Here is a 23,869-nt window from a genome sequence, read left to right on the forward strand (position 1 = left end):
GGCGCCGGTATTGAGGCTCAGGCCCCCATGATGTGCACGCCGCCGTCGACGTGGACGATCTCGCCGGTCGTCTTCGGGAAGAAGTCCGACAGCAGCGCGACGATGCCGCGGCCGGCCGGCTCCGGGTCCGACATGTCCCACTGGAGCGGGGAGCGCTCGTCCCACACCTTCGCCAGGTCGGTGAAGCCCGGGATGGACTTGGCGGCCATCGAGCCGAGCGGGCCGGCCGAGATGAGGTTGCAGCGGATGTTCTGCTTGCCCAGGTCACGCGCCAGGTAGCGGCTGGTGGCCTCCAGCGCGGCCTTGGCCGGGCCCATCCAGTCGTACTGCGGCCACGCGAACTGCGCGTCGAAGGTCAGACCGACGACCGAGCCGCCGTTCTGCATCAGCGGCATGCAGGCCATGGTCAGGGACTTCAGCGAGAACGCCGAGACGTGCATCGCGGTGGCCACCGACTCGAACGGCGTGTTGAGGAAGTTGCCGCCGAGCGCGTCCTGCGGGGCGAAGCCGATGGAGTGGACGACGCCGTCGAGGCCGCCGAGCTCCTCGCGCACCAGGTCGGCGAGGCGGGCCAGGTGCTCGTCGTTGGTGACGTCGAGCTCGATGACCTTGGCGGGCTTGGGGAGCTTCCTGGCGATGCGCTCGGTCAGCGTGGGCCGCGGGAAGGCGGTCAGGATGACCTCGGCGCCCTGCTCCTGGGCCACCTTGGCGGCGTGGAAGGCGATGGAGGACTCCATCAGCACACCCGTGATGAGGATGCGCTTGCCGTCGAGAATTCCGCTCATGTGATCAGTGACCCATGCCCAATCCGCCGTCAACGGGGATGACGGCTCCAGTGATGTACGAGGCGTCGTCGGACGCGAGGAACCGGACCGCGGCGGCGATCTCGTCGGGCTGCGCGTAGCGGCCGAGCGGCACCTGGGCGACGATGCCCGCCCGCTGCTCCTCGGTCAGCACCTTGGTCATGTCGGTGTCGACGAAACCGGGTGCGACGACATTGAACGTGATGTTGCGCGAGCCGAGCTCGCGGGCGAGGGAGCGGGCGAAGCCGACCAGTCCGGCCTTGGAGGCGGCGTAGTTGGCCTGACCCGCCGAACCCAGCAGGCCGACCACCGAGGAGATCAGGACGACCCTGCCCTTCTTGGCGCGCAGCATGCCGCGGTTGGCGCGCTTGACGACCCGGAAGGTGCCGGTGAGGTTGGTGTCGAGGACGGACGTGAAGTCCTCCTCGGACATCCGCATCAGCAACTGGTCCTTGGTGACACCGGCGTTGGCCACCAGCACCTCCACCGGACCGTGCTTCTCCTCGATCTCCTTGTAGGCCTGCTCCACCTGCTCGGCGTCGGTGATGTCGCACCGGACGGCCAGGAAGCCCTCCGGGGGCTCGCCGGAGCGATACGTGATCGCGACCTTGTCGCCGGCGTCGGCGAAGGCGCGGGCGATGGCGAGGCCGATGCCCCGGTTACCTCCGGTGACGAGAACCGAGCGGCTCAACGGATCACCCTTTCCTTAGCGGTCTGGTACCTCGGAAACCTATCGGTCCGGCCCGCTCCACGGAGAATCGACCCCTGACAGTGGCGTACGGGTGTCACTGTCGGGTCCCTACAGAAAGCCCCGCCGAAAGCACTGGGCACAGGGCCGGGCGGCGCGACATGATCAGGGCGACCGGTCTCACACGACAGGAGACATTCGTGCCTCATTCCATCGACGAAGCCTTCACGGCGCTGCCGCTGCGGGCGCTCGCCGACGCGGCGCTCGCGCGGGCCAGGGCGCTCGGCGCCGAGCACGCCGACTTCCGTTTCGAGCGCGTCCGCAGCGCCTCGTGGCGGCTGCGGGACGCCAAGCCCGCCGGATCGTCGGACACCACCGACCTCGGGTACGCGGTGCGGGTGGTGCACGGCGGGGCGTGGGGGTTCGCCTCCGGCGTGGACCTGACCATGGACGCGGCCGCCAAGGTGGCGTCCCAGGCCGTGGCCATGGCGAAGCTGTCGGCGCAGGTCATCGCGGCGGCGGGGTCGGACGAGCGCGTGGAGCTGGCGGACGAGCCGGTGCACGCGGACCGGACGTGGGTCTCGTCGTACGAGATCGACCCCTTCACCGTGCCGGACGCCGAGAAGAGCGGGCTGCTGGCGGACTGGAGCGCGCGGCTGCTGCGTGCGGACGGGGTGGCGCACGTGGACGCCTCCCTGCTGACCGTCCACGAGAACAAGTTCTACGCGGACACCGCCGGGACGGTCACCACCCAGCAGCGCGTACGGCTGCATCCGCAGCTGACGGCGGTCGCGGTGGACGGGACGACCGGTGAGTTCGACTCGATGCGGACGATCGCGCCGCCCGTCGGGCGCGGCTGGGAGTACCTGACCGGCACCGGCTGGGACTGGGACGCCGAGCTGGAGCGGATCCCGGAGCTGCTCGCCGAGAAGATGCGGGCGCCGAGCGTGGAGCCGGGGAGGTACGACCTGGTCGTCGACCCGTCGAACCTGTGGCTGACGATCCACGAGTCGATCGGGCACGCCACCGAGCTGGACCGGGCGCTGGGGTACGAGGCGGCGTACGCCGGAACGTCGTTCGCCACCTTCGACCAGCTGGGGAAGCTGGCGTACGGGTCGTCGATCATGAACGTGACGGGTGACCGGACCGCCGAGCACGGGCTGGCGACCATCGGGTACGACGACGAGGGCGTCGAGGCCCAGAGCTGGGACCTGGTGAAGGACGGCACGCTGGTCGGCTACCAGCTGGACCGGCGGATCGCCAAGCTGACGGGCCTCGGCCGGTCCAACGGCTGCGCGTACGCCGACTCGCCGGGGCACGTGCCGGTGCAGCGCATGGCGAACGTGTCCCTGCAGCCGGATCCGGGCGGGCTGTCGACGGAGGACCTGATCGGCGGCGTCGAGCGCGGGATCTACGTGGTCGGCGACCGCTCGTGGTCGATCGACATGCAGCGGTACAACTTCCAGTTCACCGGGCAGCGGTTCTTCCGGATCGAGAACGGGCGGCTGGCCGGCCAGCTCCGCGATGTGGCGTACCAGGCGACGACGACGGACTTCTGGGGCTCCATGGAGAAGGTCGGCGGCCCCCAGACGTATGTCCTGGGCGGCGCCTTCAACTGCGGCAAGGCCCAGCCGGGCCAGGTCGCGGCGGTCTCGCACGGCTGCCCCTCGGCCCTGTTCCGGGGCGTGAACATCCTTAACACCGCGCAGGAGGGTGGCCGATGAGCCCCGTAGCGAAGCCGTACGAGATCGTCGAGCGGGCCCTGGAGCTGTCGCGCGCCGACGGGTGTGTCGTGATCGCGGACGAGCACTCGTCCGCCAATCTGCGCTGGGCGGGCAACGCCCTGACCACCAACGGCGTCACGCGCGGCCGGACGGTCACCGTCATGGCCACCGTCGACGGGGCGAAGGGCACCGCCTCCGGCGTGGTGTCCCGCTCCGCGGTCACCGCCGAGGAACTGGAGCCGCTCGTCCGGGCGGCCGAGGCCGCCGCGCGGGGGGCCGGGCCGGCCGAGGACGCCCAGCCGCTGGTGTCCGGCGCGGAGGCGTCGCCCGACTTCACGGACGCGCCCGCCGAGACCTCGTCGGCGGTGTTCGGGGACTTCGCGCCCGCGCTGGGTGAGGCGTTCGCGCGGGCCCGCGCGGGGGGCCGCGAGTTGTACGGGTTCGCGAACCACGAGCTGACGTCGACGTACCTCGGTACGTCGACGGGGTTGCGGCTGCGGCACGACCAGCCGTCCGGGACGCTGGAGCTCAACGCCAAGTCGCCGGACCGGAGGCGGTCGGCGTGGACGGGGCACTCGACGCGGGACTTCAAGGACGTGGACCCGATCGCGCTGGACGCGGAGCTGGCGCAGCGCCTCGGCTGGGCCGAGCGCCGTGTCGAGCTGCCCGCCGGGCGGTACGAGACGCTGCTGCCGCCCACCGCCGTCGCGGACCTGCTGATCTACCAACTGTGGTCGTCGGCCGCCCGGGACGCGGCGGAGGGCCGGACCGTCTTCTCCAAGCCGGGCGGCGGCACCCGGATCGGCGAGACGCTCTCCCCCCTGCCCCTGACCCTGCGCAGCGATCCGCACGAGCCGGGTCTGGAGTCGGCGCCGTTCCTGATCGCGCACGCGTCGGGCGACGACTCGTCGGTGTTCGACAACGGGCTGCCGCTGGCGCCGACCGACTGGGTACGGGAGGGCCGGCTGGAGCACCTCGTCACCACGCGGCACAGCGCCGCGCTCACCCGGTTGCCCGTCACTCCGGGGATCGGCAACCTGGTCCTGGACGGCGGTGGCGAGCGGTCCCTGGAGGAGATGGTCGCCGCCACGGAGCGCGGCCTGCTGCTCACCTGCCTCTGGTACATCCGTGAGGTCGACCCGGCGACGCTGCTGCTGACCGGGCTGACCAGGGACGGTGTGTACCTGGTGGAGAACGGCGAGGTCGTCGGCGAGGTGAACAACTTCCGGTTCAACGAGTCGCCGGTGGACCTGCTGTCGCGGGCCACGGAGGCGGGCCGGACGGAGCGGACGCTGCCGCGCGAGTGGAGCGACTGGTTCACCCGGGCCGCGATGCCGCCGCTGCGGGTGCCGGACTTCAACATGAGTTCGGTCAGCCAGGGCGTGTGACCCCCATAGACTGGCGTTCACATCGCTGTTCGCATCGCCGCACCGTTGCACAGCGGATCAATGGAATCGTTCAAGGAGACACGACACCGTGACGGACATCGTCGACGAGCTGAAGTGGCGCGGGCTGTTCGCCCAGTCCACCGACGAGGACGCTCTGCGCAAGGCTCTCGCGGACGGTCCGGTCACGTTCTATTGCGGCTTCGACCCCACCGCGGCCAGCCTGCACGTCGGGCACCTGGTGCAGGTGCTCACCGTCCGCCGGCTCCAGCAGGCCGGGCACCGGCCGCTGGCGCTGGTGGGCGGGGCGACGGGGCAGATCGGTGACCCGCGCCCGACCGCGGAGCGGACTCTGAACGATCCGGAGACCGTCGCGCAGTGGGTGACGCGGCTGCGCTCGCAGATCGAGCCGTTCCTGTCCTTCGAGGGCGAGAACGCCGCGATCATGGTGAACAACCTGGACTGGACCGCGGGCCTGACCGCGATCGAGTTCCTGCGGGACATCGGCAAGCACTTCCGGGTCAACAAGATGCTCACCAAGGACTCGGTCGCCCGGCGGCTGGAGTCGCAGGAGGGCATCAGCTACACCGAGTTCAGCTACCAGCTGCTCCAGGGCATGGACTTCCTGGAGCTGTACCGGCGCTACGGCTGTGTGCTCCAGCAGGGCGGCAGCGACCAGTGGGGCAACCTCACGGCGGGCCTGGACCTGATCCACAAGCTGGAGCCGCACGCCAATGTGCACGCGCTGGCCACCCCGCTGATGACCAAGTCGGACGGCACCAAGTTCGGCAAGACCGAGGGCGGGGCCGTCTGGCTGGACCCGGAGATGACCACGCCGTACGCGTTCTACCAGTTCTGGCTGAACGTGGACGACCGGGACATCTCCACGTACATGCGCATCCTCAGCTTCAAGAGCCGTGAGGAGCTGGAGGAGCTGGAGAAGGTCACCGAGGAGCGTCCGCAGGCCCGTACGGCCCAGCGCGCGCTCGCGGAGGAGCTGACGACGCTGGTGCACGGCGCCGAGCAGTGCGCCGCGGTGATCGCCGCCTCGAAGGCGCTGTTCGGGCAGGGCGAGCTGGCGGAGCTGGACGAGGCGACGCTGGCCGCGGCGCTCGCGGAGCTGCCGCACGCCCGGGTCACCGAGCCGGGCCCGGTGGCGGACCTCTTCGCCGAGGTCGGCCTGGCACCGAGCAAGTCGGCGGCCCGCCGCACGATCAAGGAGGGCGGCGCGTACGTGAACAACGCCAAGGTGACCGCCGAGGACGCCGTGGTGTCCGCCGACGAGCTGCTGCACGGCCGCTGGCTGGTGCTGCGGCGCGGCAAGAAGAACCTGGCGGCGATCGAGGTCGCCGCGGGCTGACGCGCCGCGTCGTCCGTCACGGCGGCGCCCCGGGTGTGCGAAGCATCCGGGGCGCCGCCGCGCGTCAGGCCCGTTGCTTGTTGCCCCGCATCGACATGTAGAGCATGTCGCCGAGGCCGACGATGACGACCGCGGCCGCGACTTGCAGGGCGTGCCTGCCCCAGTCGATTCCCGGAGTCGCCTCGATGCCGAAAGCCCTGGCGAGGGCGTTACCGGCGATGCCGCCGATGATGCCGAAGATGGTGGCCAGCCACAGGGGGCTGTGCTGCTTGCCCGGCAGGATCGCCTTGGCGATCAGGCCAAGTACGAATCCGACGATAATCGCCCACAACCAGCCCATGGCTGCCTCCTCGGTACGGATTGACGTGAGCAGTCCCGACAAGTCTCGGCCCGTCCGGCGGACGGCGCATGTCGGACACCTCCGTACGAGTGAGGCCCCGCCGCGTCCGGCCTGGTGAGGGGGCCGGTCTCGTACGCGGCGGAGGGCGGGCGTACGGTGGAGGCAAGCCGGTCCGGGGAGCGTCCGGCGTGGATGCCGGGTGGTGGAACGTGATGCGGAAGCGTGGGAGCGACGAGGTCTTCCGGATCACCGGCGCCCGTCAGGGGCTGGCGGACGATGTGCGTGCGCGGCAGCGGCGCTATGTCATCTCGATGTCCGTGCGGACCGTCGCGGTGATCGCGGCCGCGTCCCTGTGGAACGTCCAGCGGCACGTGGCGATCGTGGCGCTGGTCCTGGGAGCCGTGCTGCCGTACGTCGCCGTGGTGATCGCCAACGCGGGCCGCGAGACGGCGCCTCCGCAGCCGCAGTCCTTCGTACCGACTCCGGTGGCCGGGCGCCCCATGCTGACGCGGGGGCCTTCGGGGCATCCGGGAGGGAAACCGACGGAGGAAACCGGGTCGCAGGCGCACGCGGAACCGGCGCCGGAGGATCGCCGGGACCACCAAAAACCCCAGCAGGAACGCCAGTACGAGCAGAACTGAGCCGCCACCGGTCTGCAAAGCTCAAGAAAAGCTCAGATCAATCATGTGGTTTCAGTGCACTCGACCCCGGTCCCCGTGACATACTTCGTAGGCGCTCCGCATCCCCCGTCGGAGCGACGGACCGACGCCGGGCAGCTCCCCCCGTGGCTGCCCGGCGTCGCCTTTGTTCGGGCTTTTGTTTGGACGTGTTGTGAGCGACGAGACCACCCCGATCTGTTCCGCCAAGGGCTGCCGCACCGCGGCGGTGTGGGTGCTGGCCTGGAACAACCCGAAGCTGCACACGCCGGAGCGCCGCAAGACCTGGCTGGCCTGTGAGGAGCACCGGGAGTACCTGTCCCAGTTCCTGGGTGTGCGGGGCTTCTTGAAGGACGTGGTCACGCTGGCCGAGTGGGAGTCCCTCTCGGATCACTGACGGGCCGCTCAGCCGCCGATCGCCGACATCGGCCGCTCGGGCTGCAGGAAGCTCGGGTCGTCCAGACCGGAGCCGGCCTTCTTCCCCCACATCGCGAGCCGCCATATGCGGGCGATCTCCTCGTCCGGCGCGTCCGAGCGCAGTGCCGCTCGCAGGTCGGTCTCCTCCTGGGCGAACAGGCACGTGCGCACCTGGCCGTCGGCGGTGAGCCTGGTCCGGTCGCACGCCCGGCAGAAGGGCCGGGTGACGGAGGCGATGACACCCACCCGGTGCGGTCCGCCGTCGACGATCCAGCGCTCGGCGGGCGCCGAGCCGCGTGCCTCGTCGGGCTCGGGGTCGAGGGTGAAGCGGGTCCGCAGCGACTCCAGGATGTCACCGGCGGTGATCATGCCGTCGCGCTTCCAGCCGTGCTGGGCGTCGAGCGGCATCTGCTCGATGAAGCGGAGCTCGTAGTCGTTCTCCACGGCCCAGGCGAGGAGGTCGGGGGCCTCGTCGTCGTTGAGCCCCGGCATGAGGACCGAGTTGACCTTGACCGGTGTGAGCCCGGCGTCCCGGGCCGCCTGGAGGCCTTCCAGGACGTCCTTGTGGCGGTCGCGGCGGGTCAGGGTCTTGAAGACGTCGGGGCGCAGGGTGTCGAGGGAGACATTGACCCGGTCGAGACCGGCGGCCTTGAGGGCGGTCGCGGTGCGCTTGAGGCCTATGCCATTGGTGGTCAGCGACATCCTGGGACGGGGCTCCAGGGCGGCGCAGCGCTCGACGATGCCGACCAGGCCGGGTCGCAGCAGCGGCTCCCCGCCGGTGAAGCGGACCTCGGTGATGCCGAGGTCGGTGACGGCGATGCGGATCAGCCGGACGATTTCGTCATCGGTGAGCAGGTCGGGCTTGGCGAGCCACTGCAGGCCCTCTTCGGGCATGCAGTACGTGCACCGGAGATTGCAGCGGTCGGTGAGCGAGACGCGCAGGTCAGTGGCCACGCGGCCGAATGTGTCGATGAGCACTGTGGGCGCCTCCCCCGGTTACCAGGTTCCGTATACCAAGGAGCCTACGTGACCCCACTGACAACAACACGGGCCATTGTCCACAGGAGCGGCACGGCCGCGTCGTAGGGATCTACGACGATCCCGACGGCGCGGCCGCGTGCGGTCGCACAGGGTGTGCGCGTCAGTGCGCTCCGACACCGGTGAGGGACTTGACCTCCAGTTCCGCGTACTTGCCCTTGTCCGGCTCCTCCTTCGACAGCAGGGAGCCGAGCCAGCCGAGCAGGAAGCCCAGCGGGATGGAGATCAGGCCCGGGTTCTCCAGCGGGAACCAGGCGAAGTCGGCGTCCGGGAACATCGAGCTGGGCTTGCCGGAGACGACCGGCGAGAACAGCACGAGCGCCACGGAGGCGGTCAGGCCGCCGTAGATGGACCACAGGGCGCCCTGGGTGGTGAACCTCTTCCAGAACAGGCTGTAGAGGATCGTCGGCAGGTTCGCGGACGCGGCGACCGCGAAGGCCAGGGCGACCAGGCCTGCGACGTTCAGGTCGCGGGCCAGCGCGCCGAGGGCGATGGAGACGATGCCGATGAGGACGGTCGCCCAGCGGGCGGCGCGGACCTCCTCCTTCTCCGTGGCCTGTCCCCGGCGGATCACATTGGCGTAGATGTCGTGCGCGAAGGACGACGACGAGGCGAGGGTGAGTCCGGCGACGACGGCGAGGATGGTGGCGAATGCGACCGCGGAGATCACGGCGAGCAGGATCGCGCCGCCCGCGGAGTCACCGCCACCGCCGATCTCCAGAGCGGCCAGTGGGGCGGCCGTGTTGCCCGCCTTGTTGGAGGCGATGATGTCGCCGGGCTTGAGCAGGGCGGCGGCGCCGAAGCCGAGCACGATGGTCATCAGGTAGAAGGCGCCGATGATGCCGATGGCCCAGTTGACCGACTTACGGGCGGCCTTGGCCGTCGGCACCGTGTAGAAGCGGATCAGGATGTGCGGCAGGCCCGCGGTGCCGAGCACCAGCGCGATGCCGAGTGAGATGAAGTCCAGCTTCGAGATGCCGGTGGCGCCGTACTTGAGGCCCGGTTCGAGGAAGGCCGCGCCCTTGCCGCTGTTGGCGGCGGCGGTGCCGAGCAGGTCGGAGAGGTTGAAGCCGAACTTCAGCAGGATCAGGAAGGTGATGAGCAGGGTGCCCGCGATGAGCAGGACGGCCTTGACCATCTGCACCCAGGTGGTGCCCTTCATACCGCCGATGGTCACGTACACGATCATCAGTACGCCGACGAGGGCGACGATCGCGATCTTGCCGCCGTCCGAGGTGATGCCGAGCAGCAGCGAGACGAGGACGCCCGCGCCGGCCATCTGGGCGAGCAGGTAGAAGATCGAGACGACGATGGTCGAGGTGCCGGCGGCGGTGCGGACGGGACGCTGGCGCATCCGGTACGCGAGGACGTCGCCCATCGTGTACCGGCCGGAGTTGCGCAGTGGCTCGGCGACCAGCAGCAGGGCGACCAGCCAGGCGACCAGGAAGCCGATGGAGTAGAGGAACCCGTCGTATCCGAAGAGGGCGATGGCGCCCGCGATGCCGAGGAACGACGCGGCGGACATGTAGTCGCCGGAGATGGCGAGGCCGTTCTGGAAGCCGGTGAACTGACGGCCGCCCGCGTAGAAGTCGGAGGCGTTTCTGGTCTGGCGGCCGGCCCAGACGGTGATGCAGAGGGTCGCGACGACGAAGGCGGCGAAAAGGGTGATGATCAGCGGCCGGTGCTCCGAGGCGTCGGACGCGGCGGCCAGCAGAACGGTGGGGCTGCTCATGCGTCGGCCTCCATACGGGTCTCCATACCGGACTTGATGGCTTCCGCCTTGGGGTCGAGCTTCCCTGCGGCGTGCCGGGAGTAGAACCAGGCGATGAGGAAAGTGGTGACGAACTGGCCGAGGCCGAGGACCAGCGCCACGTTGATGTTGCCGAACACCTTGGTGCCCATGAAGCCGCCCGCGTAGTTGGACAGCAGGACGTACAGCAGGTACCAGGCGATGAAGGCGATGGTCAGGGGGAAGGCGAAGGAGCGGTACGTGCGGCGCAGTTCGCCGAACTCCGCACTCTCCTGCACCTCGACGAACGCTTCTGTCGTGGGCTGGGCGGGACTGGTGTCCGTACCGCCCTCGGGCGGCGGTGCATCGGTAACCACGGAAACTCCTCGCGACACGGGTGCGCTGGGCATGGACAAGGACCTCACGATGGGGGGCGGCACTCGCTGGTGCTCTCCCCTGTCAACGGCACGGAAGCCGTGGCGACGCGGTTCACCTGCGGCGTCTTTCTTTCGCCAAGTCATTGATGGGCCGGGATGATCGGCGATAGCTTCGCTCGTCATGTACCCGCCCACACGCACCCGGTGTGCGGGCGGACGTCACGGATGATGTGGAGAACCCATGGCTCATCTGGGAACCGGACGCGGGCGCCTACTCGCGCTGCCCGCCGGTCTGGCCCTCACGGCCTCGCTCGGTCTGCTTCCGGCGGCCGGGGCCTCGGCCGCCCCGCTGGACGAGGCCCCGGCCGCCGGCACCGTCGCCGCCGCCACGACGACGAACGGCCCGAAGCTGTCGTACGTCGTGAATGTGACGGGTGGTCACTCCACCGTCAAAGCGGTGAAGAAGGCGATATCCGAGGCGGGCGGCACGGTGGTGATCGCCTATGACCAGATAGGTGTCATCGTCGTCCACTCGCAGAACCCGGACTTCGCCAAGACGATCCGCGAGGTGCGGGGGGTGAAGTCGGCGGGGGCCACGAGGACCGCGCCGCTCGCCGTCCAGCGGACCACCGACATCGCGGCCGAGCAGCCCCTGTCGGCCAAGGAGGCCCGGACGGCCGCCGATCGGGCGACCGACGGCCAGGACCCGTTCGAGCCGCTCCAGTGGGACCTGCCGGCCATCAAGGCGGACAAGGCCCACGAGAAGTCCCTCGGCAGCAAGAAGGTCACCGTCGCGGTGCTGGACACGGGTGTGGACGACACCCACCCGGACCTTGCCCCGAACTTCGACCGCGCGGCCTCCGCGAACTGTGTGACCGGCGCGCCGGACACCGCCGAGGGGTCCTGGCGGCCGGGTCCGACCGAGAGCGACCACGGCACGCACGTGGCCGGCACGATCGCCGCCGCGAAGAACGGCGTCGGCGTCACCGGTGTCGCCCCCGGTGTGAAGGTCTCCGGGATCAAGGTGTCCAACCCCGACGGGTTCTTCTACACCGAGTCCGTCGTCTGCGGCTTCGTCTGGGCCGCCGAGCACGGCGTCGAGGTGACGAACAACAGCTACTACGTCGACCCGTGGATGTACACCTGCAAGAACGACCTCGACCAGGGCGCCCTGGTGGAGGCGCTGCAGCGCGCCACGCGGTACGCGGAGCGCAAGGGCGCGGTCAATGTCGCCGCGGCGGGCAACTCCCGTACGGACCTGGCGTCGGACGAGGTGACCGACAAGACCAGCCCGAACGACACCACGCCGGTCGAGCGGGTCGTCGACCCGAGCGAGTGCCCGGACGTTCCGACCATGCTGGACGGTGTGGTGACGGTGTCCGCGACGGGCGCCAAGGGCCTGAAGGCCTCGTACTCGAACTACGGGCACGGTGTCGTGGACATCGCCGCCCCGGGTGGTGACTCGACGGCGTACCAGCCGCCGGAGGCACCGGCCACCAGCGGGCTGATCCTGTCGACGCTGCCGGGCGGCAAGTACGGCTACAAGGGCGGTACGTCGATGGCGTCGCCGCACGTGGCGGGTGTGGCCGCGCTGATCAAGTCGACGCGCCCGCACGCCTCGCCCGCCGAGGTCAAGGCGCTGCTGTACAAGCAGGCCGACGACATGGCGTGCACCAACCCGTACGACATCAACGGCGACGGCACGGTCGACGCGGTGTGCGAGGGCGGCAAGCGCGACAACGGCTTCTACGGCACGGGCATGACGGACGCGCTGGACGCGGTGCGGCGGTAACGGTTCCGGGGCCCCGGGCGTGGTGTGCGTACGCGTCCGGGGCTCTTCCCTGTCCTGGCACTCAGTGCCATAGTGCGGGTATGGACACTGCCTTCGGTGCCGGTACGTCCCAGGCTTGGCTGGCACTCGGTGCCGATCCAGCTCTTTTGGAGCGGGTCACCCACACCGGCCCCGCCGACGGCCTGCCCGCCCGGCTGCCCGTGATGGAGATGGCCCGCGCGACCGTCGCGGTCTGCTCCCTCGCGGCGGCCGAGCTGACCGCCGTACGTACCGGGCGGCCGGTGCCGCGGGTGCGGGTCGACGACGGGGCGGTGGCCACGGCGTTCCTCAGCGACCGGCTGGTCAGGGTGGACGGCAAGGCGTGGACCGCGTTCGCGCCGCTGTCCCGGTTCTGGCGGGCGGCCGACGGGTGGGTGCGTACACACGCGAACTACCCGCACCACCGGGCCCGGCTGCTCGCCGCGCTCGGCCTGCCGGACGACTCCGGGGCGGACGCCGTCGCCGAGGCGATCGCCGGGCGCGGCGCCCTGGACGTGGAGGACACCGTGTACGCGGCGGGCGGCCTCGCCGTCGCGGCGCGCAGCACGGCGGAGTGGGCCGCGCACGAGCAGGGCGCCCTGGTGGCGGGGCAGCCACTACTGACCCTGGAGCGGATCGGGGAGGCGGGGGCAGGACCGGGGTCCACGCGCGCGTGGAGTCGGATGTCCGGTACGAGTACGGCGCTGCTGCCATGCGCCGGATTGCGGGTGCTGGACCTGACGCGGGTGCTGGCCGGACCGGTCGCCACGCGGACGCTCGCGCTGCTGGGCGCCGACGTCCTGCGGATCGACGCGCCGCACCTGCCGGAGAGCCAGGAGGCCCACAACGACACCGGCATGGGCAAGCGGTCGACGGCCTTGGACCTCGGGCGCGGTGCGGACCACCGCGTGTTCGAGGAGCTGCTCGCGGGCGCCGACGTGGTGGTGACCGGCTACCGGCCGGGCGCGCTGGACCGCTTCGGGCTCTCCCCCGAGGCGCTGGCCGAGCGCCGCCCCGGCCTGGTCGTCGCCCAGCTTTCGGCGTGGGGCCGGTACGGGCCGTGGCACGAGCGGCGCGGCTTCGACAGCCTGGTCCAGGTGGCGACGGGCATCGCCGCGCTGGAGGGCTCCGGCGGCGGACCGGGCGCGCTGCCCGCCCAGGCCCTGGACCACGGCACGGGATACCTGCTGGCCGCCGCCGTGCTGCGGGCGCTGACCGAGCAGCACGGCCGGGACGGCGGCGGGACCCGGCTCGCCCGTGCGGCCCTCACCCAGACCGCGCACTGGCTGGTGCACGGCCTCGCCAAGGGGCCCGAGCGGCATGGCGGGTACGACCCGGAACCCTGGATGACCGCCACGGACAGCTCCATGGGCCGGCTGCGGCACGCGCTGCCCCCGGTGGCGTACGAGGGAGGACCGGCGAACTGGGCGCGCCCGCCGGGCCTGTGGGGCACGGACGCCGCGGAGTGGGTCACGGCTTGATGAGGACCTTGAGGGCGGTGCGCTCGTCCATCGCCTTGTAGCCGTCCGGTACGCCGTCGAGACCGACCGTCAGGTCGAAGACCGGCGACGGGTCGATGGTGCCGTCGAGGACGTCGGGGAGCAGTTCCGGCAGGTACGCGCGGACGGGCGCGACGCCGCCGCGCAGGGCGATGTTCCGGTCGAACATCTCGCCCAGGTCGAGCCCCGTACCGCTGCCGTGCGGTACGCCCACGTAGCCGATGGAACCGCCGTCACGGACGATCCCGACGGCGGTTCGCATGGACTGCTCGGTACCGACGGCCTCGATGACGGCGTGGGCACCCTGCCCGCCGGTCAGTTCCCGTACGGCGGCGACGGCGGCGTCCCCGCGCTCGGCGACGACGTCGGTGGCGCCGAAGGTGCGGGCGATGTCCGTACGCGCCTGGTGGCGGCCGAGCGCGATGATCCGCTCGGCGCCCAGCCTCCTGGCGGCCAGCACCCCGCACAGACCGACCGCTCCGTCGCCGACGACCGCCACGGTGGTGCCCTTGCCCACACCGGCGCCGATCGCGGCGTGGTGTCCGGTGCCCATCACGTCGGACAGCGCCAGCAGCGCGGTCAGCAGCCGGTCGTCTGACGCGGCGGCGGCCGGCAGCTTGACGAGGGTGCCGTCCGCGAAGGGCACGCGGACCGCCTCGCCCTGCCCGCCGTCGGAACCGACCGAGCCCCAGAAGCCGCCGCGGGCACAGGAGGTGGTCAGACCCTCGGCGCAGTACTCGCACGTGCCGTCGGACCAGACGAACGGCGCCACGACGAGGTCACCGGGCGTGAAGCCGACCACGTCCGCGCCCGCCTCCTCCACGACACCCAGGAACTCGTGTCCGATGCGCTGACCGGGCACCCGGGCCGCCTCGCCGCGGTAGGCCCACAGGTCACTGCCGCAGACACAGGCGCGCAGGACGCGCAGCACCACGTCGGTGGGCTGCTCGACGACGGGGTCGGGCACATCCTCCACGCGGATGTCGAAGGGGGCGTGGATGGTGGTGGCGCGCATGACGGGCGGGTCCTCGCTCTCAGCCGGTGTCTTCCGGACGGCCTCCCCACCGTACGCCCCGGTACTGACACCTGGACCGCGAGTGGTGGGGGGCCGGGTCAGAGGCCTCGACTCCCCCAGGCGGTGCGACGCAGTGTCTGCGACCGGGCGGCAGATGGGACTTGTCGTCGGCCGTCCCGCCGGCGAGTGCCGGACCTCGTCGGTGGGCCGATGGACCGTCTCGCATCGTGGTGAGACGGACGCACGGGTGATCCTCACACCCCCGCCGCGCCCAGCAGCGACCCGGCCCCGTACGTCACGGCCATCGCCAGCGCTCCCCCGCCCACCACGCGCAGGATCGCCGGGCGGGCCGGGGCCGCGCCGAGGCGGGCGCTGGACCAGCCGGTGAGGGTGAGGGCCGCGAGGACGGAGAGGACCGTGACGTAGAGGCGGGCGGGTGCCGGAGGGAGGACGATGGCGAGGAGGGGAAGCAGGGCGCCGATGGTGAAGGCGAGGAAGCTGGCGGCCGCCGCGTGCCAGGGGTTGGTCAGTTCGTCGGGGTCGATACCCAGCTCCACGCGCGCGTGGGCGCGCAGCGCGTCGCGTTCCGTGAGCTGTTCGGCGGCCTCATGGGCGACGTCGCGGGTCAGCCCGCGGGCTTCGAGGAGGTCGGTGAGTTCGACGAGTTCCGCTTCGGGTTGTTCGCGCAGCTCCCGCTTCTCCTCGGCCAGGGCGGCCTTCTCGGAGTCGCGCTGGGTGGAGACGGAGACGTACTCGCCGACCGCCATCGACATGGAGCCGGCGAGCAGGCCCGCGAGGCCCGCCGTGAGGAGGGTGGCGCGGTCGTCGGTGGCGCCGGCGACGCCGACGACGAGACCCGCGGTGGAGACGACGCCGTCGTTGGCGCCGAGGACGGCGGCACGCAGCCAGTTGAGGCGTGTGCCGAGCGCGCCGCCGTGCTCCTCTTCGTGGGGTGCGTCAGTCACCTCGGGAGGGTCTCACCGTCGCGCTCACCAGACCCGTACCGACCCGCCGGGTGCGAACGCCGGGCTCGTCGCGTCCGCCGCGCCGACGAAGCAGTTGTCCCGCCACACCTCACTGGGGCACTTGCCCATGGAGGCCGGCAGTCCGGCGCCCAACTTGGATTCGGCCGAGGCGGAAGCCACGACCAGACCTGCGTGGCAGTAGTCCAGCATGTCCAGGATGCCGGGGATCCAGCCGGAGCCCTGTTCGGTGGCGGCGGAAGGCGCCGCCGAAGACCAGGTGCCACAGGGCGCGGTGCGGGAACCAGGTCGTCTCCACCATGAGCACCGCCCGCGCGGCCGGTTCGTCGCCGAACGGCGGGGACACCGAGCCGCCGTGGTGGCTGACGGTTCCTCTCACCCGGCCCGGGGCCCACGAACGGGGCCTTATGGAGCGGATGTTCCTGCCCCCGCGCAGCTGGAGCGCAACCGCGAGCGGGCGCCGGTCCAGTCGCCGGGCGATCCTCCGGGCACGACCCGGCGCCGGCCCGTCCCGTGGACGCGGAACGGCTGTTCGTCACGTCCGTATGAGCCCTGGTGGGGGGCCTGTTGGGGCAGCCATGAGTCGTCCCGCCCCGGCCCCGGACGGTGCGGCCGAGCCGGTCTGGAGCGGGACACGTTCCGGTGGACGGATCCGCACCCGCCCGGCCGCCCGGCGCCCACCACGGCGTCGAGCGGCACGTGCGGGGGCCGTGACGCGCCACGGCAGTGCACGCCCCGGCTCGGCGGAGCGGCCGGCTCCTACTCGCGACGTATCCGCATGAACCGGGCACCGGACGCACGGCGCCCGCCGGGCGAGCTCCTCGCCACGCCGGCCGAGGCGTCAACCGGCCCCTGAACCACCGGTGTACGGGCGCGGGCGTCAACTCGGCGGCCGCGCAGCCCGTGCCCGGCGACGGCATTGTCAGTGGCGGCCTCTATTCTCAGTGACCATGCTCGACGACCGTACGACAGCAGCACCGTGGCCGACCGCCTACCCGAAGCAGGGGTACGCGGTCGTCGACGTGGAGACCACCGGACTCGCCCGCGACGACCGGATAGTGTCCGCTGCCGTCTACCGGCTCGACGCGCAGGGAAATGTGGAGGACCACTGGTACACGCTGGTCAATCCGGAGCGCGATCCCGGCCCGGTGTGGATCCACGGTCTGACGAGTGACGTGCTGGAGGGCGCGCCGCTCTTCCCGGAGATCGCGGCGGAGTTCTCCGCACGGCTCGACGGCCGCGTGCTCGTCGCGCACAACGCCATGTTCGACTGGTCGATGATCGCCCGCGAGTACGCCCGGGCGGAGCGGACGGCTCCGGTGCGCCAGCGCCTGTGCACCATCGCGCTCTCCAAGGAGCTGGGACTGCCGCTGTCCAACTTCAGGCTGGAGAGCCTGGCCACACACTTCGGCGTCGTGCAGCGGCAGGCGCACAACGCGCTGGACGACGCACGCGTGCTGGCCGAGGCGTTCCGCCCGAGCCTGCACACGGCGGCGGAGCGGGGCGTACGGCTGCCGCTGCTGGAGTGCCGCCCGCTCACCGAATGGGCGTCGCCCTCCTCCGGCGGGTCGCCTGCGCCGCGTATCGGGCAGCAGGCGTCGTACCGCGCCAATGGCTGGCGCCCGTCGCGCAAGCGACCGGCGTGCACGTACCCCAACCCCGGGCGGTACGAAGCGGACAAACCGCTCAAGCAGGGCATGAGGGTGGCATTTTCGGGTGACACCAGCATCGATCGCGAGCTGCTGGAGGACCGTGCGGTCGAGGCGGGCCTCCATGTGGCGACCAGCGTCTCCCGGCTGACCAGCCTGCTCGTCACCAACGACCCGGACGCCGCCACCTCCAAGACGGTGAAGGCCAAGTCCTTCGGCACGCCGATCGTCGACGAGGCGGCGTTCACCCAGTTGCTCCGTGACGTGGCCCCGGCAGACGAGTAAGCAGACGGGTGACCGCCTGGCGTTTCGCCGCCCCTTGCGGAGCGCCAGACCGCACCCTGTGGCGCATGGCACGTTGTGAGGTCTGCGGAAACGATTACGGCATGTCTTTCGAGGTGCACGCGCAGGGCGCCGTGCACGTCTTCGACTGCTTCGCCTGCGCCATCCACCGCATGGCGCCCATCTGCGAGCACTGCCGGGTCCAGATCATCGGCCAGGGCGTCGAGGCCGACGGCCAGTGGTTCTGCGGGGCGCACTGCGCCCGCGCGGAGAAGGGCCAGGTGGGCATCGTCGACAAGGTGTGACGCAACCGGACGGGACCCCCCATCGGGGTCCCGAACCGGAACAGGTACGGTCGAAACCGTGTACCGCTTCCTGTTGTCCCGGCAGTGGGTGATCCTCACCCTCATCGCCCTCGTTCTCATCCCCGTGATGGTCGAGCTGGGCTTCTGGCAGTTCCACCGGCACGAGCACCGGGTCGCGCAGAACCAGCTGATCGAGGACAACCTGAAGGCGAAGCCCGTCCCCGTGACGGAGCTCACCTCCCCCGGCCACACCGTCCCCCGCTCCGACTACTGGCGCAGTGTCACCGCCACCGGCACCTTCGACACGGCCCACGAAGTGGTCGTACGCCGCCGGACCAACGCCGACGACAGGATCGGCGTCCTGGTCCTCACCCCCCTCGTCCTCGGCGACGGCCGCACGGTCCTCGTCAACCGGGGCTGGATCCCGGCCGCCGCCGACCAGAAGTCCTTCCCCGAGGTGCCGCCCGCCCCCAAGGGCGAGGTGACCGTCACGGGCCGGCTCAAGGCCGACGAGACGACCGGTGCCAGCGGCATCAAGGACCTCAGCGGACTGCCGGCCCGCCAGGTGATGCTGATCAACAGCGAGCAGCAGGCCAAGAGCCTCGGCCGCGAGGTGCTCGGCGGGTACCTGGAGCAGACCGCGCCGGCGCCGGCCGGGGACACCCCGGAGCTGATCCCCGAGCCCGACCACGACTCCATCGGCGCCCACATGGCGTACGCGGTCCAGTGGTGGCTGTTCGCGGCGGGCGTGCCGGTCGGCTGGGTGGTGCTCGTACGCCGCGAGAAGCGCGACCGCGAGACGGCCGCCGCCGGCGAGACGCAGGCCACTGCCGCGCCCGAGCCGTCCGCTGCTTAGCCGAACGCCGGTGCGGGAAGACGCCAGAGCGTGACGCAACGCATCGAGGACTACGCCCTCATCGGGGATCTGCAGACGGCCGCGCTGGTGGGCAGGGACGGCTCGATCGACTGGCTGTGCCTGCCGCGCTTCGACTCGGCGGCCTGTTTCGCCGCGCTGCTCGGCGACGAGGACAACGGCCACTGGCGGATCGCCCCCAAGGACGGACACGCCTGCACCCGGCGCCGTTACGTCGGTGACTCCCTCGTCCTGGAGTCCCTCTGGGAGACCCGCACCGGCACGGTCAAGGTGCTGGACTTCATGCCGCAGCGCGATGAGGCCCCCGATGTCGTACGCATCGTGGAGGGCGTCACCGGCACGGTCGAGATGGCGGCGGTACTGCGGCTGCGCTTCGACTACGGGTCGGTCGTACCGTGGGTCCGCCGGACGGACGGCCACCGGGTGGCGATCGCGGGCCCCGACTCGATATGGCTGCGCAGCGAGCCGGAGGTCAAGACATGGGGTCAGCAGTACAGCACCTGTTCGTCGTTCACCGTCGGCGCGGGCGAGAAGGTGGCGTTCGTCCTGACCTGGCACCCCTCGCACCGGCCCCGGCCGCCGCTGATCGACCCCTACGAGGCACTGGAGCACACGCTGGAGGACTGGAAGTCCTGGGCGGCACAGTGCACCTACGAAGGGCCCTACCGCGAGGCCGTGCTGCGCTCGCTCATCACCCTCAAGGCGCTTACCTACGCCCCGACGGGCGGGATCGTCGCCGCGCCGACGACCTCGCTGCCCGAGGACATCGGAGGCGTACGGAACTGGGACTACCGCTACTGCTGGCTGCGCGACGCGACGCTCACACTGGGCGCACTGCTGTCGGCCGGGTACCTGGACGAGGCGGCGGCGTGGCGCAACTGGCTGCTGCGGGCGGTGGCTGGTGACCCCGCGGACCTCCAGATCATGTACGGGCTCGCGGGCGAGCGCCGGCTGCCGGAGACGGAGCTGCCGTGGCTGCGCGGGTACGCCGGGTCGGCGCCGGTGCGGACCGGCAACGCGGCCGTGCGGCAGTTGCAGCTGGACGTCTACGGGGAGGTCATCGACGCCCTGTACCTGGCGCGTGAGGCGGGGCTGGCCTTGCAGTCGCACGCGTGGAACCTCCAGCTGAGCCTGCTGGGGTTCCTGGAGTCGACCTGGCGGCAGCCCGACGAAGGGCTGTGGGAGGTGCGCGGGCCGCGCCGCCACTTCGTCCACTCCAAGGTGATGGCGTGGGTCGCCGCCGACCGCGCGGTGCGCACGCTGGAGCGGAATCCGTCGCTGCGCGGCGACGTGGACCGGTGGCGGGCGATGCGCGACGAGGTGCACCGGGAGGTGTGCGAGAAGGGGTACGACCCGGAGCGCAACACCTTCACGCAGTCGTACGGCTCCCGGGAGCTGGACGCCGCGACCCTGCTGATCCCCCGGGTCGGTTTCCTGCCGCCGGACGATCCGCGGGTGGTCGGCACGGTGGACGCGGTGTGGGAGGAGCTGAACCACGACGGGTTCATCCGGCGGTACAGCACCGAGGGCGTGCCGGTCGACGGACTGCCGGGCGACGAAGGGACGTTCCTCGTCTGCTCGTTCTGGATGGCGGACGCGCTGCGCATGACGGGCCGTACGAAGGAGGCGCGGGAGCTGTTCGAGCGGCTGCTGGCGCTGCGCAACGACGTGGGGCTGCTGGCCGAGGAGTACGACGCGTCGGCGCGTCGGCAGCTGGGCAACTTCCCGCAGGCGTTCAGCCACATCGGGCTCGTGGGGTCGGCCCTCGCGCTGGCGCGGGAGGAGACGGCAGGATAGGGCCATGGATCTTGGACTGAAGGACCGTGTGTACGTGGTGACCGGTGCGTCCCGCGGGCTGGGCAACGTCTCCGCGCGTGCCCTGGTGGCGGACGGCGCGAAGGTGGTCGTCTCCTCGCGCGACGAGAAGGCCGTCGCCCGGGCGGCCGAGGAGCTGGGCCCCGGCGCGGTGGGCGTCGCGGCGGACAACGCCGACCCGGCGGCCCCCGACCGTCTGATCGGCGCGGCCCGGTCGCACTTCGGGCGGTTCGACGGCGTTCTCATCAGCGTCGGCGGCCCGGCCCCGGGGTGGGCGGCGGACAACACGGACGAGCAGTGGCAGGCGGCGTTCGACTCGGTCTTCCTGGGCGCGGTACGGATGGCCCGGGCGGCGGCGGCCGCGCTGGTGGAGGGCGGGGTGATCGGTTTCGTCCTGTCCGGTTCGGTGCACGAGCCGATCCCCGGGCTGACCATCTCCAACGGCCTGCGCCCCGGCCTGGCGGGCTTCGCCAAGTCCCTCGCGAACGAGCTGGGGCCGCGCGGGATCAGGGTCGTCGGCCTGCTTCCGAACCGCATCGACACGGACCGCGTCCGTGAACTGGACGCCCTGTCCGGCGACGCGGCCGCCGCCCGCGCGGCCAACGAGTCCCGGATCCCGCTGCGCCGCTACGGCACCCCGGAGGAGTTCGGCAACACCGCGGCGTTCCTCCTGTCCCCGGCGGCCTCGTACCTCACGGGCGTGATGCTCCCCGTCGACGGCGGCGCCCGCCACGGCTTCTGACCGACACCGGTGCCGCCCGCGGCTCCCGCGGTGTGGCGTGGCGTGGCGTGGTGTCATGTCACCCGGCGTGCCGGGTGTTTGGCGGCGCGGAGGTGGGCCTCCGTGGGGAGCTCGGCGAGGCCCGCCGACTCACGGGCGTGCCGCAGGGCACCCTCCCGGAGGCGTGACAGGGTCTCGTCGGGTGACGCGTGGGGCTCCAGCAGCAGCGACACGCGCGCCGAGGGTGCCGTACGGCGGCCGGTGAGCCGGGCGCGGGCGCGCGAGACCCCGTCGAGCGCCTCCGCCTCCGACTCCACGGCACCCTCCACCGCGCGGCCCCGGAGCACCGCACTCTCCCCGTCCCGGCTGTCGACCAGTACCTCCGCCAGGCGGTGCCGCCGCGGCTGGGCCAGCAGCCACCACAGTGCGAGGAGCACCAGCACCGCCAGTACCGCGACGACGACCGGCCACGCCCACCGCCTCCGTCCCGACTCGCTGAGCAGCACGGCGTCCGGGCCCCGCCAGGGCCACCACGACGGCACGCCCAGGTCCAGGCCGGCCGCGAGCACCGCCCCGCCCGCGCACACCAGCACCAGCCCCACGAGGCCCAGCAGCACCCGGTTGACGGCCCTCAGCATGTCCGCTCACCCCTTCCGCGCCGGGCGCACCACGTGCACCGACAGATGCGGTGGCCGTGCCAGGCCCAGTTCCTCGACCGCGTCCCGCAGCGCGGCGTCCAGGTCGGCGCGTACCTCGCCGAGTTCGCGGAAGTGGGCCACGGCCCGGACGGAGGCCTTGTGGCGCCGCGCCCGTACCCGTGCGGACTGCACTCCCGCCACCGCCATCGCCCGGTCGCGCAGCACGACCTCCACCGCTTCCCGCCGGAGCCCGGCGCGCAGCGGGTCGCCACCGCGCCGCATCGGCAGGACGGCGCGCAGCCCCGGCGTACAGGCCAGGACGAGCAGCCAGATGCCCAGGCCGATCACGACCACGGCCCCGATGAGCACCCACAGGTCGTCGAGCGGCCGGGCTGCCAGGTCGTCGGCGAGGGCGCGCCGCCAGCGCATACCGGGCCGCCCGGCCCGTACCGCGGCGACGTCGTACAGCAGCAGCCCCGCGCCGGCGAGGACGATGAGCGCGAGCAGGGCGGCCGGTACGCGCCGTACGGACCAGAAGCGGTGCGCACCACCTCGCGCCCGCTCCTCCAGCACCGGTACGGGCTCGGCGGGCGTGACCGTGCTCATCTGACCCTCCCTCGGCCCTTGTCGCGCTCCCGGGTGAACCCGGAGTGCAGCCGCTCCACCTCGACCGCCACCTCCCGCACCTCCATGCCCGCCAGCGTCTGCACGCGCCGGATCACCTGGCGGCGTACGGCGCCGCACCGGGCGCCGATGTCGGAGGGGTAGTCGAGTTCCAGGCTGATGTGGACGCGTGCGGTGTCGCGGTGCACGACGACCGTCGCGTGCGGCGGCCGGCCGGCGTCGCCGGCGCCCCGCTCCTCCTCCGGTACCTCGTCGAGTGCTTCCCGCGCCGCGTGCGCGGCGATCTTCGCCACCACACGGTCGGCGATCGTGGTCGCCCCGCGTTCCGCCGCCAGGACCCCCGTCACCGCGTCACCGCCGCCGGTCGTCGCGGTCACGGCCCCGGAAGAAGTCGCCGGGTTCCAGGTCCCCGTCGAGGAACCGTCCCGCCACGAAGCCGACCGCCCCCAGGGCGGCCACCAGCAGAAACGCCCCGAAGCCGCCGAAGTATCCGGCAAAGCCGAGCGCCATTCCGGCCAACAGGCCGACCATCGCCATGCTCATCGCGCGCTCCTCAAACGGCTGGCTACTGGAGCCGGTTCTCCGGCTCGTCTTCCTCTTCTTCCGGCAGCTTCACATCGCTCACGGCGACGTTGACCTCGACGACCTCCAAGCCGGTCATCCGCTCGACCGCGGAGATCACGTTCTCCCGGACCGCCCCGGCGACGTCGCGGATGGAGACGCCGTACTCGACGACGATCTCCAGGTCGAGTGCCGTCTGCACCTCGCCGACCTCGGCCTTCACACCGCGCGTGACGCTGGGTTTGCCGCCGGGGACCCGGTCGCGCACGGCGCCGAAGGTCCGGGAGACGCCGCTGCCCATCGCGTGGACGCCGACCACATCGCGCGCGGCCAGCCCGGCGATCTTCTCGACGACCCCGTCGGCGATCGTGGTGCGGCCACGGGATGCCGGGTCGCCGCCACCGCCGCTCCGCTTGGCCACGGAGGTCTTCCTGGCTTCCTCGGCCGCCGGCTCCTTGACCCGCGCGGCCTTCGCGGCCTGGTCGGCCTGAGCGGCCTGGCCGGCCTGGCCGGTCTGCGACGCGTCCGTCATCACCGTTATCCCTTCGGGAGTTTTTGCTCTCCTTTGCTCACATT

The 23,869-nt window shown here is 71.6% G+C and carries 25 protein-coding genes and 1 pseudogene; 12 read left to right on the forward strand and 14 right to left on the reverse strand.

What is annotated here, in order from left to right; translation table 11 throughout:
• Window positions 1-17: 17 nt before the first annotated feature.
• Window positions 18-785: an enoyl-ACP reductase FabI gene (fabI, locus tag ABT360_RS14545; protein WP_351814949.1), complete on the reverse strand. Its 768-nt coding sequence runs from the start codon at window positions 783-785 to the stop codon at window positions 18-20.
• A 4-nt stretch (window positions 786-789) separates the two neighbouring features.
• Window positions 790-1,494 carry a 3-oxoacyl-[acyl-carrier-protein] reductase gene (fabG, locus tag ABT360_RS14550; protein ID WP_351814951.1) on the reverse strand — a complete coding sequence of 235 codons (705 nt, stop codon included), beginning with the start codon at window positions 1,492-1,494 and terminating at the stop codon, window positions 790-792.
• Between the two features lie 158 nt (window positions 1,495-1,652).
• Between fabG and ABT360_RS14555 the strand changes: the two genes are divergently transcribed.
• The 3 genes from ABT360_RS14555 (at window position 1,653) to tyrS (ending at window position 5,960) form a co-directional block, all read left to right on the forward strand.
• Window positions 1,653-3,215 carry a TldD/PmbA family protein gene (locus tag ABT360_RS14555; RefSeq protein ID WP_444852241.1) on the forward strand — a complete coding sequence of 521 codons (1,563 nt, stop codon included), beginning with the start codon at window positions 1,653-1,655 and terminating at the stop codon, window positions 3,213-3,215.
• Complete coding sequence (locus tag ABT360_RS14560; RefSeq protein ID WP_351814955.1) at window positions 3,212-4,603, forward strand: TldD/PmbA family protein; 1,392 nt, start codon at window positions 3,212-3,214, stop codon at window positions 4,601-4,603. The genes ABT360_RS14555 and ABT360_RS14560 overlap by 4 nt, the downstream gene beginning before the upstream one ends.
• A gap of 88 nt (window positions 4,604-4,691) precedes the next feature.
• Complete coding sequence (tyrS, locus tag ABT360_RS14565) at window positions 4,692-5,960, forward strand: tyrosine--tRNA ligase (protein ID WP_351814957.1); 1,269 nt, start codon at window positions 4,692-4,694, stop codon at window positions 5,958-5,960.
• A gap of 64 nt (window positions 5,961-6,024) precedes the next feature.
• Here tyrS and ABT360_RS14570 read toward each other — a convergent pair whose 3' ends face one another.
• Window positions 6,025-6,300 (reverse strand): GlsB/YeaQ/YmgE family stress response membrane protein, encoded by a 276-nt coding sequence (locus ABT360_RS14570; RefSeq protein WP_351814959.1) that lies wholly within the window; start codon window positions 6,298-6,300, stop codon window positions 6,025-6,027.
• A 212-nt stretch (window positions 6,301-6,512) separates the two neighbouring features.
• On the opposite strand from ABT360_RS14570, the gene ABT360_RS14575 reads away from it, so the two are divergent.
• Together ABT360_RS14575 and ABT360_RS14580 are read left to right on the forward strand one after the other, a co-directional pair.
• Entirely contained in the window at window positions 6,513-6,941 is a 429-nt protein-coding gene (locus tag ABT360_RS14575) for a DUF3099 domain-containing protein (protein WP_351814961.1), read from the forward strand.
• 190 nt (window positions 6,942-7,131) lie between these two features.
• Window positions 7,132-7,353 (forward strand): hypothetical protein, encoded by a 222-nt coding sequence (locus ABT360_RS14580; RefSeq protein WP_351814963.1) that lies wholly within the window; start codon window positions 7,132-7,134, stop codon window positions 7,351-7,353.
• Window positions 7,354-7,361: 8 nt separating this feature from the next.
• Here ABT360_RS14580 and moaA read toward each other — a convergent pair whose 3' ends face one another.
• From moaA to ABT360_RS14595, 3 genes are all read right to left on the reverse strand, one after another.
• Window positions 7,362-8,351 carry a GTP 3',8-cyclase MoaA gene (moaA, locus tag ABT360_RS14585; RefSeq protein WP_351814965.1) on the reverse strand — a complete coding sequence of 330 codons (990 nt, stop codon included), beginning with the start codon at window positions 8,349-8,351 and terminating at the stop codon, window positions 7,362-7,364.
• A 163-nt stretch (window positions 8,352-8,514) separates the two neighbouring features.
• Entirely contained in the window at window positions 8,515-10,143 is a 1,629-nt protein-coding gene (locus tag ABT360_RS14590; protein WP_351814966.1) for a solute symporter family protein, read from the reverse strand.
• On the reverse strand, window positions 10,140-10,517 hold the full coding sequence (locus ABT360_RS14595) for a DUF485 domain-containing protein (protein ID WP_351814968.1): 378 nt from the start codon (window positions 10,515-10,517) through the stop codon (window positions 10,140-10,142). The genes ABT360_RS14590 and ABT360_RS14595 overlap by 4 nt, the downstream gene beginning before the upstream one ends.
• A 241-nt stretch (window positions 10,518-10,758) precedes the next feature.
• Here ABT360_RS14595 and ABT360_RS14600 point away from each other — a divergent pair, with 241 nt between their 5' ends.
• Window positions 10,759-12,309 carry a S8 family peptidase gene (locus tag ABT360_RS14600; RefSeq protein ID WP_351814970.1) on the forward strand — a complete coding sequence of 517 codons (1,551 nt, stop codon included), beginning with the start codon at window positions 10,759-10,761 and terminating at the stop codon, window positions 12,307-12,309.
• An 80-nt stretch (window positions 12,310-12,389) separates the two neighbouring features.
• Window positions 12,390-13,808: a CoA transferase gene (locus ABT360_RS14605; protein ID WP_351814972.1), complete on the forward strand. Its 1,419-nt coding sequence runs from the start codon at window positions 12,390-12,392 to the stop codon at window positions 13,806-13,808.
• Here the strand turns inward: ABT360_RS14605 and ABT360_RS14610 are convergent.
• The 3 genes and pseudogenes from ABT360_RS14610 to ABT360_RS14620 form a co-directional block, all read right to left on the reverse strand.
• On the reverse strand, window positions 13,798-14,841 hold the full coding sequence (locus ABT360_RS14610; protein WP_351814974.1) for a zinc-dependent alcohol dehydrogenase family protein: 1,044 nt from the start codon (window positions 14,839-14,841) through the stop codon (window positions 13,798-13,800). The two genes, ABT360_RS14605 and ABT360_RS14610, sit on opposite strands and share 11 nt — an antisense overlap.
• Before the next feature lie 254 nt (window positions 14,842-15,095).
• A complete protein-coding gene (locus tag ABT360_RS14615) occupies window positions 15,096-15,806 on the reverse strand; it encodes a VIT1/CCC1 transporter family protein (protein WP_351814975.1) in 711 nt (236 codons plus the stop codon).
• A 75-nt stretch (window positions 15,807-15,881) separates the two neighbouring features.
• Window positions 15,882-16,191, reverse strand: a pseudogene (locus tag ABT360_RS14620) (amidohydrolase family protein); the annotation flags it as partial.
• Between the two features lie 577 nt (window positions 16,192-16,768).
• Between ABT360_RS14620 and ABT360_RS14625 the strand changes: the two are divergent.
• The 5 genes from ABT360_RS14625 to ABT360_RS14645 all read left to right on the forward strand — a co-directional run bounded on the left by ABT360_RS14625 (window position 16,769) and on the right by ABT360_RS14645 (window position 21,491).
• Window positions 16,769-17,758, forward strand: coding sequence for a DEDDh family exonuclease (locus tag ABT360_RS14625; protein ID WP_351814977.1), 990 nt, complete (start codon window positions 16,769-16,771; stop codon window positions 17,756-17,758).
• A 65-nt stretch (window positions 17,759-17,823) separates the two neighbouring features.
• Window positions 17,824-18,060 (forward strand): hypothetical protein, encoded by a 237-nt coding sequence (locus ABT360_RS14630; protein WP_064071372.1) that lies wholly within the window; start codon window positions 17,824-17,826, stop codon window positions 18,058-18,060.
• Window positions 18,061-18,118: 58 nt separating this feature from the next.
• On the forward strand, window positions 18,119-18,916 hold the full coding sequence (locus tag ABT360_RS14635) for an SURF1 family cytochrome oxidase biogenesis protein (RefSeq protein ID WP_351814979.1): 798 nt from the start codon (window positions 18,119-18,121) through the stop codon (window positions 18,914-18,916).
• A 30-nt stretch (window positions 18,917-18,946) separates the two neighbouring features.
• The gene (locus ABT360_RS14640) at window positions 18,947-20,731 is read left to right on the forward strand and encodes a glycoside hydrolase family 15 protein (protein ID WP_351814981.1); all 1,785 of its coding nucleotides are present in this window, start codon (window positions 18,947-18,949) and stop codon (window positions 20,729-20,731) included.
• A 4-nt stretch (window positions 20,732-20,735) separates the two neighbouring features.
• Window positions 20,736-21,491: an SDR family oxidoreductase gene (locus ABT360_RS14645; RefSeq protein WP_351814983.1), complete on the forward strand. Its 756-nt coding sequence runs from the start codon at window positions 20,736-20,738 to the stop codon at window positions 21,489-21,491.
• Between the two features lie 53 nt (window positions 21,492-21,544).
• Here the strand turns inward: ABT360_RS14645 and amaP are convergent, their stop codons facing one another.
• From amaP to ABT360_RS14670, 5 genes are read right to left on the reverse strand one after another with little or no spacing between them, the layout of a single operon-like run.
• Window positions 21,545-22,108, reverse strand: coding sequence for an alkaline shock response membrane anchor protein AmaP (gene amaP, locus ABT360_RS14650; RefSeq protein ID WP_351814985.1), 564 nt, complete (start codon window positions 22,106-22,108; stop codon window positions 21,545-21,547).
• 6 nt (window positions 22,109-22,114) lie between these two features.
• Window positions 22,115-22,714, reverse strand: coding sequence for a DUF6286 domain-containing protein (locus ABT360_RS14655; protein WP_351814987.1), 600 nt, complete (start codon window positions 22,712-22,714; stop codon window positions 22,115-22,117).
• Window positions 22,711-23,109 carry an Asp23/Gls24 family envelope stress response protein gene (locus ABT360_RS14660; RefSeq protein WP_351814989.1) on the reverse strand — a complete coding sequence of 133 codons (399 nt, stop codon included), beginning with the start codon at window positions 23,107-23,109 and terminating at the stop codon, window positions 22,711-22,713. Before ABT360_RS14660 ends, ABT360_RS14655 begins: the two co-directional genes overlap by 4 nt.
• Window positions 23,084-23,275: a hypothetical protein gene (locus ABT360_RS14665; RefSeq protein WP_351814991.1), complete on the reverse strand. Its 192-nt coding sequence runs from the start codon at window positions 23,273-23,275 to the stop codon at window positions 23,084-23,086. Before ABT360_RS14665 ends, ABT360_RS14660 begins: the two co-directional genes overlap by 26 nt.
• A gap of 22 nt (window positions 23,276-23,297) precedes the next feature.
• Window positions 23,298-23,825, reverse strand: coding sequence for an Asp23/Gls24 family envelope stress response protein (locus tag ABT360_RS14670; RefSeq protein ID WP_351814993.1), 528 nt, complete (start codon window positions 23,823-23,825; stop codon window positions 23,298-23,300).
• Between the last annotated feature and the right edge of the window lie 44 nt (window positions 23,826-23,869).

Source organism: Streptomyces sp. NPDC000229, assembly GCF_040300825.1.
GTDB lineage: Bacteria > Actinomycetota > Actinomycetes > Streptomycetales > Streptomycetaceae > Streptomyces.